Source organism: Lacticaseibacillus hulanensis (assembly GCF_004010095.1).
Lineage (GTDB): Bacteria > Bacillota > Bacilli > Lactobacillales > Lactobacillaceae > Lacticaseibacillus > Lacticaseibacillus hulanensis.
On the sequence record NZ_RRYD01000044.1, the window covers coordinates 1 to 19,586 of the forward strand.

Annotated in this window: 16 protein-coding genes; 14 read left to right on the forward strand and 2 right to left on the reverse strand. The window is 53.1% G+C overall.

Annotation, left to right across the window (positions count from 1 at the left end; genetic code table 11):
* The first annotated feature begins 224 nt into the window (after nt 1–224).
* The 14 genes from EKN00_RS10155 (at nt 225) to EKN00_RS10215 (ending at nt 16,841) form a co-directional block, all read left to right on the forward strand.
* Nucleotides 225–929, forward strand: coding sequence for a Bax inhibitor-1/YccA family protein (locus EKN00_RS10155; RefSeq protein ID WP_127850129.1), 705 nt, complete (start codon nt 225–227; stop codon nt 927–929).
* A gap of 165 nt (nt 930–1,094) precedes the next feature.
* Nucleotides 1,095–3,728, forward strand: a complete 2,634-nt coding sequence (gene polA, locus EKN00_RS10160; protein WP_127850130.1) for a DNA polymerase I — start codon at nt 1,095–1,097, stop codon at nt 3,726–3,728.
* Nucleotides 3,729–3,792: 64 nt separating this feature from the next.
* Nucleotides 3,793–4,635, forward strand: coding sequence for a DNA-formamidopyrimidine glycosylase (gene mutM, locus EKN00_RS10165; RefSeq protein ID WP_127850131.1), 843 nt, complete (start codon nt 3,793–3,795; stop codon nt 4,633–4,635).
* Nucleotides 4,636–4,638: 3 nt separating this feature from the next.
* Nucleotides 4,639–5,241 (forward strand): dephospho-CoA kinase, encoded by a 603-nt coding sequence (coaE, locus tag EKN00_RS10170; RefSeq protein WP_127850132.1) that lies wholly within the window; start codon nt 4,639–4,641, stop codon nt 5,239–5,241.
* A gap of 65 nt (nt 5,242–5,306) precedes the next feature.
* Nucleotides 5,307–5,774, forward strand: a complete 468-nt coding sequence (gene nrdR, locus EKN00_RS10175; RefSeq protein ID WP_127850133.1) for a transcriptional regulator NrdR — start codon at nt 5,307–5,309, stop codon at nt 5,772–5,774.
* Between the two features lie 72 nt (nt 5,775–5,846).
* Nucleotides 5,847–7,235: a replication initiation and membrane attachment family protein gene (locus EKN00_RS10180; protein WP_164848110.1), complete on the forward strand. Its 1,389-nt coding sequence runs from the start codon at nt 5,847–5,849 to the stop codon at nt 7,233–7,235.
* On the forward strand, nt 7,235–8,185 hold the full coding sequence (gene dnaI, locus EKN00_RS10185) for a primosomal protein DnaI (RefSeq protein WP_127850135.1): 951 nt from the start codon (nt 7,235–7,237) through the stop codon (nt 8,183–8,185). Before EKN00_RS10180 ends, dnaI begins: the two co-directional genes overlap by 1 nt.
* Before the next feature lie 379 nt (nt 8,186–8,564).
* Complete coding sequence (thrS, locus tag EKN00_RS10190) at nt 8,565–10,508, forward strand: threonine--tRNA ligase (protein ID WP_127850136.1); 1,944 nt, start codon at nt 8,565–8,567, stop codon at nt 10,506–10,508.
* A gap of 292 nt (nt 10,509–10,800) precedes the next feature.
* Nucleotides 10,801–11,673, forward strand: a complete 873-nt coding sequence (locus tag EKN00_RS10195) for a sortase domain-containing protein (protein WP_164848111.1) — start codon at nt 10,801–10,803, stop codon at nt 11,671–11,673.
* Nucleotides 11,674–12,383: 710 nt separating this feature from the next.
* Entirely contained in the window at nt 12,384–12,566 is a 183-nt protein-coding gene (locus EKN00_RS10915) for a hypothetical protein (RefSeq protein WP_164848112.1), read from the forward strand.
* Between the two features lie 140 nt (nt 12,567–12,706).
* Complete coding sequence (locus EKN00_RS10200; RefSeq protein WP_127850138.1) at nt 12,707–13,048, forward strand: putative DNA-binding protein; 342 nt, start codon at nt 12,707–12,709, stop codon at nt 13,046–13,048.
* A gap of 81 nt (nt 13,049–13,129) precedes the next feature.
* A complete protein-coding gene (gene ffh, locus EKN00_RS10205; RefSeq protein ID WP_127850139.1) occupies nt 13,130–14,566 on the forward strand; it encodes a signal recognition particle protein in 1,437 nt (478 codons plus the stop codon).
* 112 nt (nt 14,567–14,678) lie between these two features.
* The gene (locus tag EKN00_RS10210) at nt 14,679–16,328 is read left to right on the forward strand and encodes a peptide ABC transporter substrate-binding protein (RefSeq protein ID WP_127850140.1); all 1,650 of its coding nucleotides are present in this window, start codon (nt 14,679–14,681) and stop codon (nt 16,326–16,328) included.
* Nucleotides 16,329–16,502: 174 nt separating this feature from the next.
* Nucleotides 16,503–16,841 (forward strand): hypothetical protein, encoded by a 339-nt coding sequence (locus EKN00_RS10215; protein WP_127850141.1) that lies wholly within the window; start codon nt 16,503–16,505, stop codon nt 16,839–16,841.
* A gap of 89 nt (nt 16,842–16,930) precedes the next feature.
* On the opposite strand, the gene EKN00_RS10220 is transcribed toward EKN00_RS10215, so the two are convergent.
* Together EKN00_RS10220 and EKN00_RS10225 are read right to left on the reverse strand one after the other, a co-directional pair.
* On the reverse strand, nt 16,931–18,499 hold the full coding sequence (locus EKN00_RS10220; RefSeq protein ID WP_127850142.1) for a BCCT family transporter: 1,569 nt from the start codon (nt 18,497–18,499) through the stop codon (nt 16,931–16,933).
* A gap of 205 nt (nt 18,500–18,704) precedes the next feature.
* Complete coding sequence (locus EKN00_RS10225) at nt 18,705–19,283, reverse strand: sugar O-acetyltransferase (RefSeq protein ID WP_127850143.1); 579 nt, start codon at nt 19,281–19,283, stop codon at nt 18,705–18,707.
* Nucleotides 19,284–19,586 lie beyond the last annotated feature (303 nt).

Sequence of the window (19,586 nt, forward strand, 5' to 3'; positions counted from 1 at the left end):
CTTCAACCGGCCGCACGGAAAATCCCAGCCGCACGGAACGCGCACCGGCCCCGCCCAGTCGCGGCCCCTAGACCACTGCGTAACTGGACCTTCACCAAGAGCTTCCGCTGCCGGACGTCGTTACAGATTTCCTAAATAGGACTTTAGACGGTGGACTATTATCGCTCAAGTAGCTATACTTGCTTATTAATAAGATTGGTTTTTCAACTGAAAGGAATGGTTACATGCAAGAACGCCGTGCCGTTAATGAAACGGGAGTTGCTCAGTTTTTCGGTAAAGTTTATGGAACGATGGGTATTGGGATCCTAGTGACCGCCGCAGTTACCTACGTACTAGGTTACGTGTTCCAGGCGCAGTACTTCGCGATTTTACAGTCGAACGCGCTACTGCGGTTTGTCTTTACCTTGTTGCCATTTGCCTTTTTGCTGATGGGTTCGAGTCGCAAGGCACTTGCAAATCCTGGACGGGCAATGGTCATGTTCATTGGTCTCGCAGCGAGTGAAGGCTTCATGCTTGCATCCGTCATGTGGTGGTTTAAGGGAACGACCGTTGTGGCTGCACTGCTCGTGACCGCGGTTATCTTTGGCACGATGGCCCTCGTTGGTGTCTACGGGAAGAAGGACATCAGCCGTGCTGGCGGGATTGCCACCATGTTGCTCTACGGGGCTATCCTCATGAGTTTTGTGAACATCTTCATGGGTTCTGCCGGTTTTGCCATGGTGCTTAACTACATTATCCTTGGGGTGTTCATCGTCCTTGTTGCTTACGATTCTCAGCGTCTGCGTAACTTCTACGCTTCCGCAGAGGCTCAGGGTGACGTGGCGGTTAGTTCATTGGCCATCCAGGGTGCAGTGATGCTCTACCTGGACTTTTTGAACCTGTTCATCACCATTCTCCAGATCTTCGGAGTTGGCAGCGACAACAATTAAATATTAAACGCAACGACCGTCACGGTAACCCCGCGGCGGTCGTTTTTGTCGTGCCGCGGTAAATGCCTGGCACCAGTCAGATTATGGTAAAATGTTCTCTAGAAGACTAATGACAAGCTGAACTAAAATTCCGGATTAGGGGTTAGTTCAACCAGCGGAGGACACGTGGATACAAAGATTTTATTGATTGACGGAAACTCAGTTGCTTTTCGTGCTTTTTACGCGACGTACACGGCACTCGACAGTTTTACGAATCACGCAGGCGTTCACACGAATGCAATTTTTGGCTTTGATAACATGCTGGCAACACTGCTGAAGCGTGAGACACCGGACAAAATTCTGGTGGCCTTTGACGCGGGCAAGACCACATTCCGCACGGCCAAGTACGACAATTACAAGGGCGGCCGCCAGAAGACACCGGAAGAATTGCTGGAACAAATGCCACTCATCAAGGAAATGCTTGATGGTTACGGGATTCAGCATTACGAACTGGTTAATTACGAAGCCGACGACATTATCGGGACCCTCGCACACGCCGGTGACGAATTGGGCGCTAAGGTGACCGTCGTGACCGGGGATCGTGATTTGACCCAACTGACCACCGACAACGTCACGGTGGCCGTCACCGTGAAGGGTGTTCAGGAGATTGAATACTACACGCCGGCGCACGTTGAGGAAAAACTCGGAGTAAGCCCGAAGCAAATTATCGACTTGAAGGGCCTGCAGGGTGACACCTCTGACAATTATCCGGGCGTGACCAAGGTGGGGGAGAAAACTGCCCAGAAGCTCATCAAGCAGTTTGGTAGCGTGGAGAATCTCTACGACCATCTGGATGATTTGAAGCCAAGCAAAATGAAGGAAAACCTGATCAATGACCGGGACAACGCGTTCATGAGCAAGGACCTCGCGACCATCCGCTGTGATGCGCCGCTTACAATCGGCTTGGACGATATCGATTATGCCGGACCAGACATTGACAAGCTGCGCGCATTTTTCACCGAATTAGACATGAAGAACGCGCTTAAGCGGCTTGGGGCCGTTCCGGTTGAAGTCAAGCAGGTTAAGTACACCGAGCTAACCCCAGATAATCTGGACGCGGCCATGAAACTCAAGGCCCCAGTTGCCTTTGAGCTGTCGATGCTCGGTGATAATTACCACACCGAGGAATTACGTGGGTTTATGGTGGCGGATGCCCAGAACATCTTCGTCAGCACGGATGTCACTTTGCTTGGCGACCTTGAATTCAGCATGTGGCTTGGCGACCCGGCGCGGCAGCTGACCGTCTTTGACGCCAAGCGTAACATTGTGGCGGGCCACCGCGCTGGGGTGGAGTTGCACCCGGACTTTGATGCACTGCTGGCTTCATACCTGCTGGATCCCGATGACAACAGCACGGACCTCGGCACCCTGGCGCGGAACCATGACTACACGCTGCTGCAGGCCGACGTTGACGTGTTCGGAAAGGGTGCTAAGTTGCACATGCCGGAAAAGGACGATTTCTGCAACTTCCTGGCGCAAAAAGCGGACGCACTCCTCACGTTGCGGCCAAAACTTCTGGCTGAGCTTGCCAAGCAGGGTGAAAGTGAGCTGTTCACAGACCTCGAACTGCCACTTTCCACCGTTTTGGCCAGCATGGAAATGGCCGGGATTACGCTCGATACAGACATGCTGCAGGAAATGGGCAAACAGTGGACCGGCAGCATGAATGTGCTTAAACAGGAAATCTACACGGAGGCGGGGCGTGAATTCAACCTGAATTCGCCTAAGCAGCTCGGCGTGGTTCTGTTCGAGGACCTGGGCCTCCCAGTTATCAAGAAGACCAAGACGGGTTATTCGACCAGCGTCGACGTCCTGGAACAGCTGCGTACCAGCAGTCCCATCATCCAGAAGATACTGGACTGGCGCGGGTTGTCCAAGCTGCAATCAACCTACGTGAATGGTCTGGCCAAGGCCGTTCATGACGACGGCAAGATTCACACGCGGTACCTGCAGACGCTGACCCAAACCGGCCGGCTGAGCTCGGTTGACCCCAACATGCAGAACATTCCGGCACGCGGGATGGGCAAGCAGGTACGGTATGCGTTCGTGCCAAGCAAGCCGGACTGGGTAATTTTCAGTTCTGATTACTCTCAGATTGAATTGCGGGTGTTGGCGCACATTTCTGGAGATGCCAACATGCAAGAGGCGTTCAAGGAGGACCGGGATATTCACGCGAACACCGCGATGAAGATTTTTGGCCTCGACTCACCCGACCAGGTGACGCCGGATATGCGGCGGCAGGCCAAGGCAACCAACTTCGGGATTGTGTACGGGATTTCCGATTACGGACTCGCGGCCAACATCGGCATCACCCGGAGTCAGGCCAAGGCGTTCATCGCCGGTTATTTTGACCAGTACCCGGACGTGAAGAAGTACATGGACAAGATGGTGGCGAAGGCGCGTGAGGACGGATACGTTGAAACGCTGTTCAACCGGCGCCGTTACCTCCGTGACATTCACAGCCGCAACTTCAACCTGCGCAGTTTTGCTGAGCGGACGGCGATGAACACGCCGATTCAGGGCAGTGCAGCGGACATCATCAAGGTGGCCATGGTGCGGATGCAAAAGGCACTTGAAGACAACCACCTGCAGGCAAAGATGTTGCTGCAGGTGCACGACGAACTGATTTTTGAAGCACCTCGCAGTGAAGCCGAGACGCTGGCAAAGCTGGTGCCCCAGGTGATGGACTCCGCGGTGAAGCTGAACGTTCCGCTTAAGGTTGAAAGCCACTACGGTGATACGTGGTACGATGCAAAATAGTGGCGTTTAGGTGGATTTTGCTGTAGTCTAAATACAAATTACTTAATGATTGGTGGGGTGGCAGATGCCTGAATTACCAGAAGTGGAAACGGTGCGGCGGAATTTGACCGGCCTCATTGTTGGCAAGCAAATTGCGGCCATCGGGACGGATTGGGAAAAGATTCTGAACGGTGGGTTGCAGTTCTTCCAGGACCAACTGGTGGGGGAAAGGTTCATTGCTATTGACCGGCGGGGAAAATACCTGCTGCTGCGCTTGAGCAATAACAAGACCATCATTAGCCATCTGCGAATGGAAGGTAAGTACGCGCTGATGGAAGACCATGACGAACCGCATGCTCGCTTCACGCACGTGTGGTTCACGTTCACGGACGGCAGCGAGCTGCGCTACTTCGACTCACGGAAGTTCGGGCGCATGACGCTGGTTGACACCGGCACCGAAATGCAGACGGCGGGACTGAAAACAATCGGTCCGGAACCAACACCAGCAACATTCTTGGTTGCAGACTTTGCGGCCACACTCAAGCGGCACAAAAAGGCCATCAAGTCGGTCATTCTGGATCAGGCGACGGTCGCCGGTGTGGGCAACATCTACGCGGACGAGACGCTGTGGATGAGTAAGATTCACCCCGAACGCCCCGCGGATAGCCTGACGGAAGACGAGGTGCAGGCGCTGCACGACAACATCATCGCTGAGCTCAGCACCGCAATTGACCTCGGCGGCACCACCGTGCACTCGTTTGTGAACGCCGTGGGTAAAGAGGGCGGCTTCCAGAACAAGCTGAACGTGTACGGCCGGACCGGTAAGCCGTGCTTCCGGTGCGGGACAGCAATCGAAAAAATTAAAGTTGGGGGCCGCGGCACGCATTTTTGCCCGCAGTGTCAGCAAAACAAAGTAAGTGGGGATTAGGCAATGACGTATAAATTAGGAGTTACCGGGGGCATTGCCACGGGGAAGTCATCGGTGGCGAGTGAATTTGCCGCGATGGGTTACCCCGTGGTGGATGCCGACAAAATCGCCCGGTCCATCACGAAGCCCGGCAGCGACGTGATGAAGGCAATCCAAAAGACGTTTGGCCCCATGGTGGTTCAAGCTGATGGCGGCCTGAACCGCGGCGCTCTGGCCAGCATTGTGTTTGGACATGATGATCAGCTGGCGAAGCTGAATTCAATCATGCAACCGGTTATCCGCGAGCAATTTGCGCAGGAACTAGCCGCGGCGGTCGCAACGGGTGCTGAGATTGTTGTCGGAGATGTGCCACTGCTTTATGAACAAAAATACGAGGACTTCTTTGATGGGATTGCCGTTTCCGTTGCCGACGAGGAGTTCCAGCTTGACCGCGTGATGAGTCGTGACGGGCTGACGCGGGTGCAGGCGCGGCGCCGCATTGAAGCACAGCTACCACTTGCGCGGAAGGTGAAAGCGGCGGATTTTGCGGTTAACACGATGGGACCGGAAGAATTACGGCACGTTCAGGTGATGCAACTAGTACGCCACATCGAAAGTTTGGTATAATTATCCGCAGAAGTAATATGTCGGTTCGAGTTTCTGGTTTAACTAAACGTATGGGGGATTAGTCCGTGCAGTGTCCACATTGTCATAAGAATAGTTCGCGCGTTGTTGACTCCCGGCCAACTGACGGCGGTGCCGCAATTCGGCGCCGGCGCGAATGCGAAAATTGCGGTTACCGCTTCACCACATTTGAACGTGTTGAACAAACGCCCCTGCTTGTAATCAAGAAGAATGGGACGCGTGAGGAGTTCAACCGCGAGAAGATTCTGCGGGGCCTAATTCGTGCCGCAGAAAAGCGTCCAGTGACCATGGAACAGATGCAGCAAATTGTTGAATCGGTGGAAACCAAGTTGCGTGCGATTGGCGAAAATGAGGTTTCTAGCCAGAGCATTGGTGAATACGTCATGACCCTGCTGGCCGATGTCGACGATGTTGCCTACATTCGGTTTGCGAGTGTCTACCGTCAGTTCAAGGACATGTCCGTGTTCATGGATGAGCTGAAGGAAATGATGAACAAAGAAGACAAGAAGGAATAATTATATTGCCTGAGGACGGCCCGACCCGATTGTGGGGCGGGCCGTATCTATTTGGCGGAAAGGATGTTCAGTATGGCAATGCCTGCAAACTTCATGGCTCAGGATGATTATTTAGTCACCCAAGCTGAATTATTGACCGACCTGGACCGTAAGAGCCTGGTGTATCTGTACCAGCCACTGGTTGGGGCGGTTGCCGCGGCGCTGTACGATGCGCTGTGGGCCCAGGTGAAACAGCACCCAATGTTTACCCGGGATCGGCGGCCGCACACGACCCTACTGAGCACGCTTGGCGTCAGTCTAAGTGATTTGTACGACGCCCGGATTCACCTTGAAGCGGTTGGCCTCATCAAGACCTACACCCAGTTCGACACGCAGCGGCACTATGTATACGAAATGTACGCACCGCTGCGGCCGGAAAAGTTCTTTGCGGATGATTTGCTGAGCATCGCGCTGTACGATGCGGTCGGCTCGGAGCGGTTCCTTGAGCTCAGCCATGCGTTCACGGTGACGCCCGTGCGCCGCAGTGACATGCACGACATCAGCAAGACGTTCACCGAGGTGTTCCACGTCACAACCGAGGTGACGCGTACGCCAGAAGATGTGCTTGCGGTCCGGGCGGCAACGAAACCAGTTGCGAGTCCCGTTGCCGAAATCGACGTGAATAAGGTGGACTGGGACCTGCTGCAGCGGCAACTTGGGGGCCTAGGACTGGGTGATGGCGAACTGATTAGTCATCAGCATGCAATTGCCCAGATTGCGGGCTTTTACGGCCTGGATACCAGCAGCCTTTCGCGACTGATTGGGCGATCAATTGACGTGGTTACCGGCAAAATCAGTGAGCCACTGCTGAAGCGTGAGGCGGAGCAGACGTATTCCCGTGACGGTGTTAGTCGCCTGCGCGGTAACGTAAAGCAGGCGGTGGCGGACGCCACCAAGGATGAGCCAGAAACGCCAAGCGCGCCAGCAGCGGGCAAACTGACGGCAGACGAACAAGCCCTGTTGCAACGGGCAAAAACGCTGCCGGTGCGCGAATTTTTGGAAGTCACTAAGAAGGCGAAGAACGGTAAGTTGTTCGTGGCAGATAACGAGCGGTTCGCGGTGCAAAAGCTTCTCGACAAAAATGTCTTCAGCGCGGCAACGCTTAACGTCCTTGTTTACTACGTCCTGCAAAACCGGCCAAGCATCAGTGCCGCGTATTTGAACTCCGTGGCGAATAATTGGATTAACGACAAGGTGGAGACACCGGAACAGGCAATCGCTGAAATCCGGGACTTCCGCACGGCCGGCAACAAGACGGCCCACAAGCGCACGGCATATGGCAGACAGCAACGCAAGGAGCCGGTGCCAGACTGGGCACAAGATGATTACAAGGCGCCACAGGGACCGTTATCGAATGAGGCAAAACGGGCAATTGCGGAGCGGATGGCGCGGCTCCAGAATTCCGGTAAGGGAGAAGCATAATGGACAATCTTTCCGAGCACTTGCAAGACATGATGCGTGGCCGTGGGGTGACGCGTAAGTTCAACGAGATGAAGCAGACCGTCATGGCGGATCAGGGCGTACAGGAGTTCCTGCAGGCACACAAGGACGAGCTCGCCCCCGATGCGGCGGATCGCGGCGTGGCCAAGCTGTACGAGTACATCCGCCAGCGTGCCAAGAGTGGCGGTGCGGATTCAATTGCGCCGGGCTACGTCCCGTTCCTGGTGGTAGCGGGTCACCTGATTGATATCGAGTACCGCCCAAGTAAGGCCAAGATTATTGCCGACGCTCAGTCCGAGCGGGTGCACCTAGTGAGAATGGTGAATGTGCCCAAGGACGTGCGGGCAGCACGGCTTGCAAAATACGATGTGGTTCGGGGCCGGGAAGAAGCAATTCAAGCGGCTTTTGACTTTGTTCTCGGCCTGACCGACGAGGGCAAGACTTTTGTTACCGGGCTGTACTTGGACGGCCGTTTTGGGGTGGGCAAAACCTACCTGCTCGGCGCGATTGCCAATGAGCTGGCCGAACGCGGAGTTGCCGCGACCTTGATGCACCTGCCAACGTTCGCGGTGGAAATGAAGGATTCAATCAAGGACGGTGGCGTGCTTGCGCGCATTGATGCGGTTAAGAAGGTACCAGTTCTGATGCTAGACGATATTGGTGCCGAGAGTTTCAGCCCGTGGTTCCGTGATGAGGTGCTCGGGGTAATTCTGCAGTACCGCATGCAGGAACAGCTTCCGACCTGCTTCTCGTCGAACAAGACCAAGGCGCAGCTCGCCGACTTCCTTGCCGGGAAGGAACGCGGGGATGAGGAGACGGTTAAGGCGGCCCGCATCATGGAGCGGATTAATTATTTGGCGACGGAGATTAAGATTGAAGGCCCTAACCGGCGCAATCCGCGAGAAGATGTTGCGGCGCCGGAGCAACAGTAGCTTTGCGACCTTTCGGTAATGGTTGGCAAAATTTCCGATTGTGTGAATGTTGCATTCCATTTTTCTTTGTGGTTTAATACGAGTATCGAAGACGGAACAAAAGGTTCAGTGCCTCAGAGAGCGTGGTCTTGGCTGCAAACCACGAATTGACTGAACCGCACCACTTCCCGAGATTGCCAGCAATGGCCCTCGCCTTGGTTACGGGTATTGAGAGGACAGACGTGTCGTGCGTCTGCCAATCTGGGTGGAACCGCGAAGTAATTCGTCCCTGACGTTGAGTAATCAATGTCAGGGACGTTTTTTTGTTCCCCGATATGCAGCCATATTTATTCAGCTATTCCGGCGCAATTGCGTCAAATTTAGAAAGGAAGTATTTATCATGACACTTTCACTAACTTTTCCAGACGGCAGCGTTAAGCCTTTTGACGAGGGCGTAACCACCAAGGATGTTGCCGACAGCATTAGCATTTCTCTTGGTAAGAAGGCACTTGCCGGTAAGATCAACGGCCACCTGGTTGACCTGTATGCGCCAATCAAGGGCGACGGTTCCATCGAAATCATCACCGAGGGCAGCAAGGACGCCCTCGAAGTCCTGCGCCACACCGCAGCATTCGTGCTTGCTGACGCATTGTTCCAGTTGTTCCCAGGCCTGCGTTTTGGCCAGGGTGCTTCCACGGATGACGGCTTCTTCTACGACACGGACAAGGATGACGGCCAGGTTGCCGTTACCGACCTGCCCGCCATCAAGGACAAGATGAAGGCAATCATCAAGCAGGGCGGCAAGATTGAACTTGCATCCATCAGTGCAGACGAAGCCAAGGCTAAGTACGCTGACGACAAGTTCAAGAGCCAACTTGCAGAAGAAGCCGGCGACCCCGTTATGGGCCACAAGCTTGGTGATTTCTTTGATTTTGAAGAAGGCGCACTGCTGCCAGACCTCAAGGCACTCAAGCACTTTGATCTGCTGAGCGTGGCTGGGGCATACTGGGAAGGCAAGTCTTCCAACCCAATGCTGCAGCGTGTTTACGGGACGGCCTACTTCAAGGCTGCTGACCTCGAAGAAGACGCAAAGCGGCGCCAAGAAGCCAAGGAACGCGACCACCGTGTGATTGGCCGTGACCTTGATTTGTTTTTCGTTGACCCTGAAGTCGGCGCGGGGATGCCATACTGGATGCCAAACGGTGCTACCATTCGCCGTACGGTTGAACGCTACATCGTTGACCGCGAAGTTGCCGATGGTTACGAACATGTTTACACCCCAGTTGCAGCCAACCTGAACCTGTACAAGACTTCCGGTCACTGGCAGCACTACCGTGAAGACATGTTCCCACCAATGGACATGGGTGAAGGTGAAGAGCTTGAACTGCGGCCAATGAACTGCCCTAGCCACATTCAGATCTACAAGCACCACATCCGTTCCTACCGTGACTTGCCACTGCGCATTGCTGAACTTGGCCTCATGCACCGTTACGAAAAGTCCGGTGCCCTCTCCGGCCTGCAGCGTGTTCGGGCGATGACCCTGAACGACGGGCACACGTTCGTTGCCCTGGATCAGGTTCAAGACGAATTCCAGAAGATTTTGAAGCTCATCATGAGTGTCTATGAAGACTTCAACATCACTGACTACTCCTTCCGTCTGTCCTACCGCGACCCAGAAAACACCGAAAAGTACTACGCTAACGATGAAATGTGGGACCGGAGCCAGAGCATGCTCAAGGCGGCCATGGACAACCTTGGTCTTGATTACTACGAAGCAGAAGGTGAAGCCGCATTCTACGGTCCTAAGCTGGACATCCAGACCAAGACCGCGCTTGGGAACGACGAGACCATGTCCACCATTCAGCTGGACTTCATGCTGCCAGAACGCTTCGGCCTGACCTACGTTGGTTCCGATGGTGAAGAACACCAGCCAGTTATGATTCACCGTGGGATTGTCGGTACGATGGAACGCTTCATCGCTTACCTCATTGAACAGTACAAGGGTGCCTTTCCAACCTGGCTTGCACCTACCCAGGTAGTCCTGATCCCAGTTAAGAACGAGCTGCACCTCGACTACACCAACCTGATCAAGGACAAGTTGACTGAATCCGGTATCCGGGTCAAGGTTGATGACCGGAACGAAAAGATGGGTTACAAGATTCGTGAAGCCCAGACCAAGAAAGTACCATACACCGTGGTTATTGGGGATTCCGAGCTTGACTCCGCAACGGTATCAGTTCGTCATTATGGTGAAGATAAGGCATGGAGCCAGTCAGCAGAAATGTTTGTATCCGCTGTTAAGGCTGATATCGCCAACTACTCACGACAGGACGCACGCAAGTAAGAAGACCGCTACGTTAGGGTTTAAGGGACCATTAAATAACAGTCTTGTAAACTCGCAAAGTGTTATATAAAATGACGATAAGAGTTTCATTATAGTACTACAGAAGCAGCTGCAAATGCCGATATCATCGCATTTGTAGCTGCTTTTATTTTGAAAAAATTACAAAAAATAATTGAAAAGGGGTTGTACTTTGTAATTCTAGGTGTATTATTAAAGATGTTCAAAGGGAGTGCTGGGGAGCACGATAATCCCTCGAATGCTCGTCGGGAGCGTAAGTTTAGGAGAGTACATCATGAAAATTAAATATTCACGTCTTGTCGCAGGCGTTGTTGTTGCAGCCACGGCCGCACTCTTGGGGAAGGGTGCAGTGAGTGCATCAGCAAATGGCACAACGGACACGGTTCGGACTTCTCAGCGCGGGGGCGCTAACAGTTCGAAAGCAGTAAGTGTTCAGGTGCATAGCATTGCGAAGAACATGCACAAGGACAGTGCGGCTGACATCAAGACGGCAGCCAAGAACACCAAGAAGACGCCAGCAGCTACCACCAAGAAGGCAGTAGCAAGCAGCACTTCATCAAGTGCGACCAGCAAGTCCAGCTCAAGCAGCGTCGCAAGTGCAACAAGCACTAGCAGTAAGAGCACTGCGGCCAACACAACTTCAAGTAGCACGTCAGCACGGAGCACCAGCACTAGCCACGCAACCACAGTTAAGCGCGCGGCTACGCATACCGTTGCTCACCGCACTGCTACTCGGCCAGCAACAGTTGCTCGCAACACGATCAGCTTTGCGGGGGCACGCATGACCGTTATCCGCGGGAACATGAGTGTTACCACAGCACCTTCAGGTAACGTTGCGCAGACCTGGGGTGGGCAGACACGCCTGTCAGTTACAGACGGCCAGTCAACCCACATCATCGGGCACAACACTTCCAGCTTCGGCCGTGTGCTGAGCTTGGGCGTTGGTTCACCCGTTACCGTCACTGATGGCAACGGCAACACACGCACCTACCACGTTTACTCTGCTAAGAACGTTACGGACGCCGGTTACATTTCCGGCACGCACACGAGCGTTTACAACCAGATTGTTAGCGCCAACCAGGGTGAACAAGTTGTTTTACAGACCTGCATCAGCAACACCGTTAACCGGATTGTCTGGGCACGTTAATTAGTTCCATCGCTTCAAGGTTTGTTAGTTTTTTACCGTAAGTTTAGTCAAGCATTCCGACGTGCATCACGTTCCGGCTGGGGAGCCGGAGATAGTACCAATAGATAGTTTTAATAAGTTATGGGGGACCGGCTGGGGAGCCGGTCATTTTTTTTACATAAAATTCGGGATGTGCATATCGGCAATCGGTGGGTTGAACCACAAATATGGGGCTTGCGGAGTAGCCTGGCGTTGTAATTCTGGCAGCACGGAGTAGTAGCATCAGAGAATGATTGCGGCTGGTGGACTAAGCGAGATTGCTGACCGAAATGAGTCGGGTTAATCGATGAGGGCGGCGGATGGATAGATCAAAATGTGGAACCGCTTTTAATTACACAAACGAATTGGTTCGAATGCATTGGTCTGAAACTGGAATGTGGATAACTTTTTTACGGGTATAAGTTTCATTCAGAAAACTGGTGAGGCGTGGTTTTGTTTTAGTAACTCGCAGTCGTAAGTGGATTTGACGGCTGCAATGCGCTACGACGGGCAAAAATCAGGAAATTGTTGGTACTGCTAATAATCTGATTGCCTCATCCGCGGTGGACTGGTTAATCTGAGTTTACATAGAATACATAGATGCCTCGACCATGTTTCAGAAAACGAAACAAGACATAAAATCAGCTGGTATAGGTGAATGAAATAAAGCACACTGGCTGGACAAGATGGTTTTGCGATTAATCGGGGCAGAAGCGGGCTACATAATTGGCACTCTCAACTGGAATTTGATGCTCAATGAACCGGTGCATTTGCCTTGGTTTTTCGTTTGCGGACAGCCTAAAATCAAACTCAATCAACCGGCTCAAACGCTGGGTGCGCCGCCTCTTATCGCCATTTTTGCCTTTGACGGGTAATTTGATTGACGCTGGCCACTTGCACCGGTAGACTAATATAAGTATGGGTAGTTACGCTCAGAAATGGTGCCTGCAGAGGGCGCCACAACTATTGGTCCAGCACGCTGGCAGTTCGCGTCTGGATCCGCGGAGTTGAAGATATGGAATTAGAGAAGACTAACCGAATGAATGATCTTTTCGCCTTTTATCGTGGACTCCTCACTAGCAAACAACAGGAGTACCTCGAGCTGTATTACGGTGACGATTATTCACTGGGTGAGATTGCGGAGGATTTTGGCGTAAGTCGCCAGGCTGTGTATGATAATATCCGGCGGTCCGCAAGCGCACTTGAGGGGTACGAACAGCAGTTGCACATGCTCGAAAAATTCACGGTGAGCAACGCTGCAGTTGATGAATTGACGAAGTACGTTAAGGAACATTACCCGACGGACGACCATTTGCGTCACCTGCTCGGTAAGGTGCAGGGAACGGTCGACGCGTGAGGATTTACGGCATCCGCAAATCATTTTGTAATTAATAGACAATAACTGGGCGCAATGAGCGCGCCCGCAGGAGGAATAGCATTGGCATTTGAAGGATTAACAGATCGCCTGCAAAAAGCGTTTAAGGGACTCAGTCGTAAGGGGAAGGTCACAGAGAGTGACGTCCGTGACGCGATGCGCGAAATTCGCCTCGCCCTGCTCGAGGCCGACGTTAACTTTGACGTCGTGAAGGATTTTGTCAAGAATGTCCGCACGAAGGCTCTTGGCGCTGAGGTGCTTGACGGCATCAACCCGGGACAGCAAATTGTTAAAATTGTGAATGATGAACTCACCGCAACGATGGGTGACGCGGCCGTTCCGCTCAACAAATCCGCCAAGATTCCAACCGTCATCATGATGGCCGGACTTCAGGGTGCCGGGAAGACGACCACGGTTGGTAAGTTGACCAAGTACTTGCAGGAGACCGAAAAAGCCCGGCCACTGCTGATTGCCGCCGACGTTTACCGTCCCGCCGCAATCAAGCAGTTGCAGGTTGTCGGGGAGCAAGTCGGGGCGCCCGTCTTTGAAATGGGTACCGACGTTGATCCACGCGAAATCGTGCGTCAGGGGATGGCCAAGGCCGCAGCGGACCACAACGATTACGTCCTGATTGATACGGCTGGTCGTCTCCAAATCGACGAGAAGCTGATGCAGGAACTCGCCGACATCAAGGCAATTGCACACCCAGATGAAATTCTGCTGGTTGTTGACGCCATGACCGGGCAGGCCGCCGTCGATGTGGCCAAGGGATTCAACGAGCAGCTCGAAATCACCGGGATTGTTCTGACCAAGCTCGATGGGGATACCCGTGGTGGTGCGGCGCTCTCAATCCGTGCCGTCACCGGGAAGCCAATTAAGTTTACCGGGCAGGGGGAAAAGATGGACGCGCTTGACGTGTTCTACCCCGACCGGATGGCCAACCGGATTCTCGGGATGGGGGACATCCTCACCCTGGTCGACAAGGCCCAGAAGAATTTTGATGAGAAACAAGCCCAGGAACTGACCGAAAAAATTCAGTCCAACTCCTTTGACTTCAACGACTTCCTCGTCCAGATGGATCAGATGGAGAAGATGGGGTCAATGCAGGACATCATGAAGATGATTCCGGGGATGGCCAACAACCCGCAACTGAAGAACATGAACATGGACCCGAAAGACCTGGCCCACATGCGCGCGGTTGTTTACTCCATGACCCCTCAGGAACGGGCAAACCCAGATTTGCTCAACCCATCACGTCGGCGCCGGATTGCCGCTGGTTCAGGCCGGCCGGTTCAAGAAGTTAACCGCATGATTAAGCAGTTCGACATGTCCAAGAAGCTGATGAACCAGATGAGCAAGGGCAACATGAACGGTCTTGACGGCATGCTCGGTGGTGGCGTTAAGGGCCGCATGGGTAAGATGGCAATGCGTTCCATGATGAAAAAGCAACAGAAGGCTAAGCAAAAGCTGCTGAAAAAGGCCCGTAAAGGTAAGAAGTAACCTCTAGCAGTAGCAATACCAAAGTCCGTCGTAGCACGATGCACGGCGGATTTTTAATGAGCAAAAGTTGGTCGGCGCACGGATTGGCGCTGCGGTTAAAAGGATAGGACAAATGGCAAAAAAGTTTAGCGTAATTAGCTTGGGCATGGCTGCGACGATGATGCTGTTGCTGGCGGCGTGCGGGCACAGTGCGCACAAAGGCAACGGGCAACATGCTGTAACGCTGGCCCGCATGGAAAGTGACCTCATCTCGACGATGGACCCCGCCCGCGCCACGGATGCGATTTCTAGTCAAGCGATGGCAAACGTGTATTCCGGATTGTACCGATATGCGGGTAAGACGTTACGCGGCGATATGGCAACCGGCCGGGCCAAGGTGACTAACGGGCAGAAGACCTACACGTTTAAGTTGCGGCCAAACGCAAAATGGTCGGATGGTAAGGCGGTCACGGCCCAGGACTTCGTTTATGCATGGCGCCGGGCAATTAACCCAGCAACCAAGTCAGAGTATGCGTACCTGTTTAGCGGCATCAAGAATGCGGACGCAATTATCGCCGGGAACAAGCCGGCAAGCAGCCTCGGTGTCTACGCGCAGGGCAAACGTACGCTGAAGGTGGAACTGGACCGCGTGATTCCGTACTTTGAACCGCTGCTCACGCTCAAGACCTTCTACCCGGTCGAAAAAGCGCAGGTGGAAAAATATGGCGACAAGTACGGCAATGACGCCACCACGCTGACCTTCAACGGGCCCTTCACGATGAAACACTGGCAAAGTGCCGACACCAGTTGGGTGCAGACCAAGAACAAGGCGTACTGGAACGCCAAGAACGTGCACTTGGACAAGATTAAGAACCAGGTGGTCAAGAGTACGGACACGGCCATGAACCTGTTCCAGGACGGCAAACTCGACGACGTGACGATTACTGGTGATGCCGCCAAGCAGATGCAAAGCAGTGACGAGTACAACGTGGTGCCCCAAAACGCGACATTTTACCTAGAGTTAAACCAAAAACGGGTGCCGGCGTTTGCCAATCTTGACGTGCGGCGGGCATTGTCCGCGGCGTTAAACCGGAAGCAGTTTGTGCGCCAGGTGCTTGGGGATGGTTCGCAGCCGGCCAAAACGGTGATACCAACGGGAATGATGTACAGCAGCACCGCCGGCAAGGATTTCGCCACTGAGGCAGCGGGTAAGGTGGGTAAGTACGCCGAGTATGATCTGGCGGCTGCCCGTAAGTTGTTCGCGAAGGGCATGACGGCAACGGGCACGTCGACGCTGCATTTCACGATTGTGTCGGATGATACCGATAACGCCAAGAACACGCTCGCTTACCTGCAAAATGCCTTCAGCAAGCTCGCGACGGGCAAGTTCAAGGTTGACATCACGACGAGGTCGGTCCCGTTCAAGACGCGGATTGCACTTAGTTCCAGTCACGAAACGGACATGGTTGTCTCGGCGTGGGCAGCAAATTATCCCGATCCAAGTAGCTTCCTGGATTTGTTCACTGCCAGCAACCAGTACAACAGTGGTCAGTGGCACAATGCCCAGTACGACCAGCTGGTGCGCCGCGCTGAGGGTGCAGACGCCGTTAGTGCTACGAAGCGCTGGACGGATATGCAGCGGGCAACGCAAATTCTGGCCAGTGATGTGGGCGTGATTCCGTTCTACCAGCGGGGCGCGGCGCATCTGACCAATGGCAAGGTGCAGGGAATGCAGTTAAGCCCGAACGGATTAATCTCCTTTGACCAGGTCACAATGCATTAACGTTGATTGGCGCAGCGGCAGCTTGCGGCTCGTTGGTCTACCGGCGAAACGATGAAAACAGTGTGTGATTAGCAAAATGGGACCGGACGCAAAGTTCGGTCCCATTTTTTGGTTTACAGCCATCAATTAAGGCTACAATGAAGACGGAGCAATTTACCCGAGGAGGTGAACGCAATGGCAGACGAGAATGTCTACACCGCTGAACAACTGGCGAATCTGCCGGCACAAAAGGCGTATTTTGTGGGCACCATGCGCACCAGTGGCCTTGGCGCCGGTGTGTTTTACCGCATACACACCATTAAGAGCAAGGCCGACGCCGAATTTGCTGAGCTGCAAACCCGCTTTCCACAGTTTGATTGGCAGATGGTGGCTTCAGCGAAAATGCCCGCGCAGATTGACAAGCTGTTTCCGGCGGGGAGTGCGCCACTGATTGTTGCAGGAAGCATGGCCAAAGGAGCCCTGGGGATGATTAAGACAACTTACCCGCAGGCGACGGTTTTGACGTGGAATTGACCATCAAAAAAGGGCTTCAAGCAGGATTGCGAAAACTCCTGCTTGAAGCCCTTTTTCTTGTGGCACGCTAGCACGTTACTAGATGCGCGTTAGATATGCATTAAGTTGTGCACCGTGCGTCCGCCAAGACGGATTTGCAGTGGCGTTGTTGCCAGGTAGTTGACCGTGACGGGTTCGGATGTATCCTTGCTGAGCAATTGCCAAGTTGAGATAATCATCAAACCGGAAACGAAGATGAGCGGGAATCCGGCCGCCGAACAGATCGCCTGAATGGTCTTGAACCCACCGACGAACACAATCCCGAACGAGAAGACCATGAAGATGAGCATCCAGACTAAGCGGTTCACGATGCTTGGCTGCTGGGTTGCCGATAACTTCAAACTGGTAAACGATGAAACAATGTACGCAGATGAAGAAATGGTTGTCGCCAGGAAAATGAAGCAAGAAATCGCGTAGACCGCCAGCATGATGAACTTCAGCGGTAAGGTCGACAGGATTTGTGCAATCGCCATCGCCTGCCCCTGAGTGTTCAACGTGTGAATGACGTTGATAATGCCACTTTGCTGAAGGTACAGGGAGTAGCCACCCAGAATGGCGTAGAAGCTCATGCACCCGAGGGCACCGTAACCGAGCATGCCTAAGATGACCTGGCGAATGGTGCGACCCTTGGAAATGCGCGCGATGAAGAGCCCCATAAATGGCATGTAGGTGAGCCACCAGCCCCAGTAAAAGACGGTTTCAGACTTAACGGGATCTAGGCCGTGGCCAAGTCCGGTCGTCATGCCGGTACTCATGGTGACGAAGCGGCGAACCAGCAGGACCAAACTGTTACCTTCAGTCCGCAGAATGTACATCGTTGGTCCAACGAGGAGGACGACGAGCAAGAAGCCAATCGCGGTCCAGATGTGGGCGGAACTAAGACGGTCAATCCCGCCCTTGATGCCCTTGAACATCGTTAACCCGAAAATAATGAATAGGATACCGAATAATGCCAGTTTTAATAATAGGTTATCCGCAATCCCGGTGAGTTGCGCGATGATTTTGGCGAGGACAGGTACTTCCATCCCGACAGAGGAGCCAATGCCCCCCATGATGCCAAAGACAACGAGGAAATCGATGACTTTGCGCAGGGCACGTTTGCTCTTTTGTGGGCCCTGAAGCATTGGAATTGCATCACTCAGGGACGTGACCTGGACCTTTTTGACGTACATCATGTAAGCAATGATGACGGCGGATGAGGCGAACATCATCCACGCCATGGGTCCCCAGTCGAACTGGCCGAGCATGTGGGCGTTCTGGTAGTTCTGCGCGGACATGGCCTTGGCGCCGAAGAGTGGTTGCTGGACGTACCGCAGTGGGTCGACCATGCTGAGCATCAGGATGCTGGCATCAATCGCGGTGGCAAAAACCATGCTGCCCCACTGGAAGTTGCTATACATTGGTTTGTCTTGTGCTGCGCCCAGTTTGATATTGCCGAAGTGGCTCAAGGCAATATACGTGAAGAAAATGAAATTGATAATATAAATGCCTAGGTACAGCCAGCTTAACTTGCCAGAAATGACGTTCAGAAGTGAGTTAAGCGTTACTTTAATCCCCGTACCCCCAAGAAGTAGGGTTGCGGACACTAGTAAGAATAGTGCCACGGTTGGGACGAAGATTTTCTTATCAATATTCTGTTTCTGTAAAATAAAAAGTTCCTCCTAGCTAGATTGGCTTGTGCAAGGGCAAGGGTCGAGATCACCAATTACCAATTAAAAAACACGCTTGATCAGATGTGTCCACTTAGGATATCTGTCCAGCGTGCATTGGGTGCTTGCTATCTTACACAAATATTCAGGTACAAAAAAATCTTGGTGTAAATTACTAATTTTGAATTACATCACCATTTGCATCCAACTGGTGAATGATGCGGGCGGGGTTACCGGCAATGACAACGTCGCTGCCGAATGACTTGGTGACAACCGACCCGGCGCCAACGACAACCCGATCGCCCAGTGTGACGCCCGGCAAGATGGTGACGTGTCCGCCCATCCAGACGCTGTTACCGACCGTGATTGGCTTGCCGAGTTCAACATCGGCATCACGCAGCTTTGCAGAGAGTGGGTGGACCGGTGTGTAGAAACCAACATCTGGGCCAATGTAACAATGATCGCCGATAGTAATTGGGCAGGTGTCCAGCAGGGTGAGGTGGTAGTTGGCGTAGAAGTCCTCACCGATGTGGATGTTGAATCCATAGTCGAATTCAATGCCGGTCTCCGCGAAGAAGTGCTTGCCTGAGTCTGCAAGCAGGTCCTGAATGCGGCGATTGCGTTCGTCGTTATCGTCAATTTGGTTGAGGAGCTTTAATTCCCGGCGCACGGTTCTGCGCCGATTGATTAATTCGTCATCAAATTGTTGATATTCTTTACCGTCCGTCATGAGTTGTCTTTGGCTTTTCATCATGTATTAACCGTAGCACTTATCGCCCCAGTTGTTAAAAATGGTTAGATTTAACTCTCATAAACGCATGATAATAGGCATTGCAGATTAATTGTTGTATAAACGAATGTTGTGATTAGCCCGGAAATAACGCGAGAATATTTTTGCTAGCCTTTCCAATCTAACAATCTGAAAACGATTAATTCGATACGTCGCTAAATCCGTTAAAATGGGTTTCGACCAATACGACGTGGTCTAGGGGCCGCGACTGGGCGGGGCCGGTGCGCGTTCCGTGCGGCTGGGATTTTCCGTGCGGCCGGTTGAAGC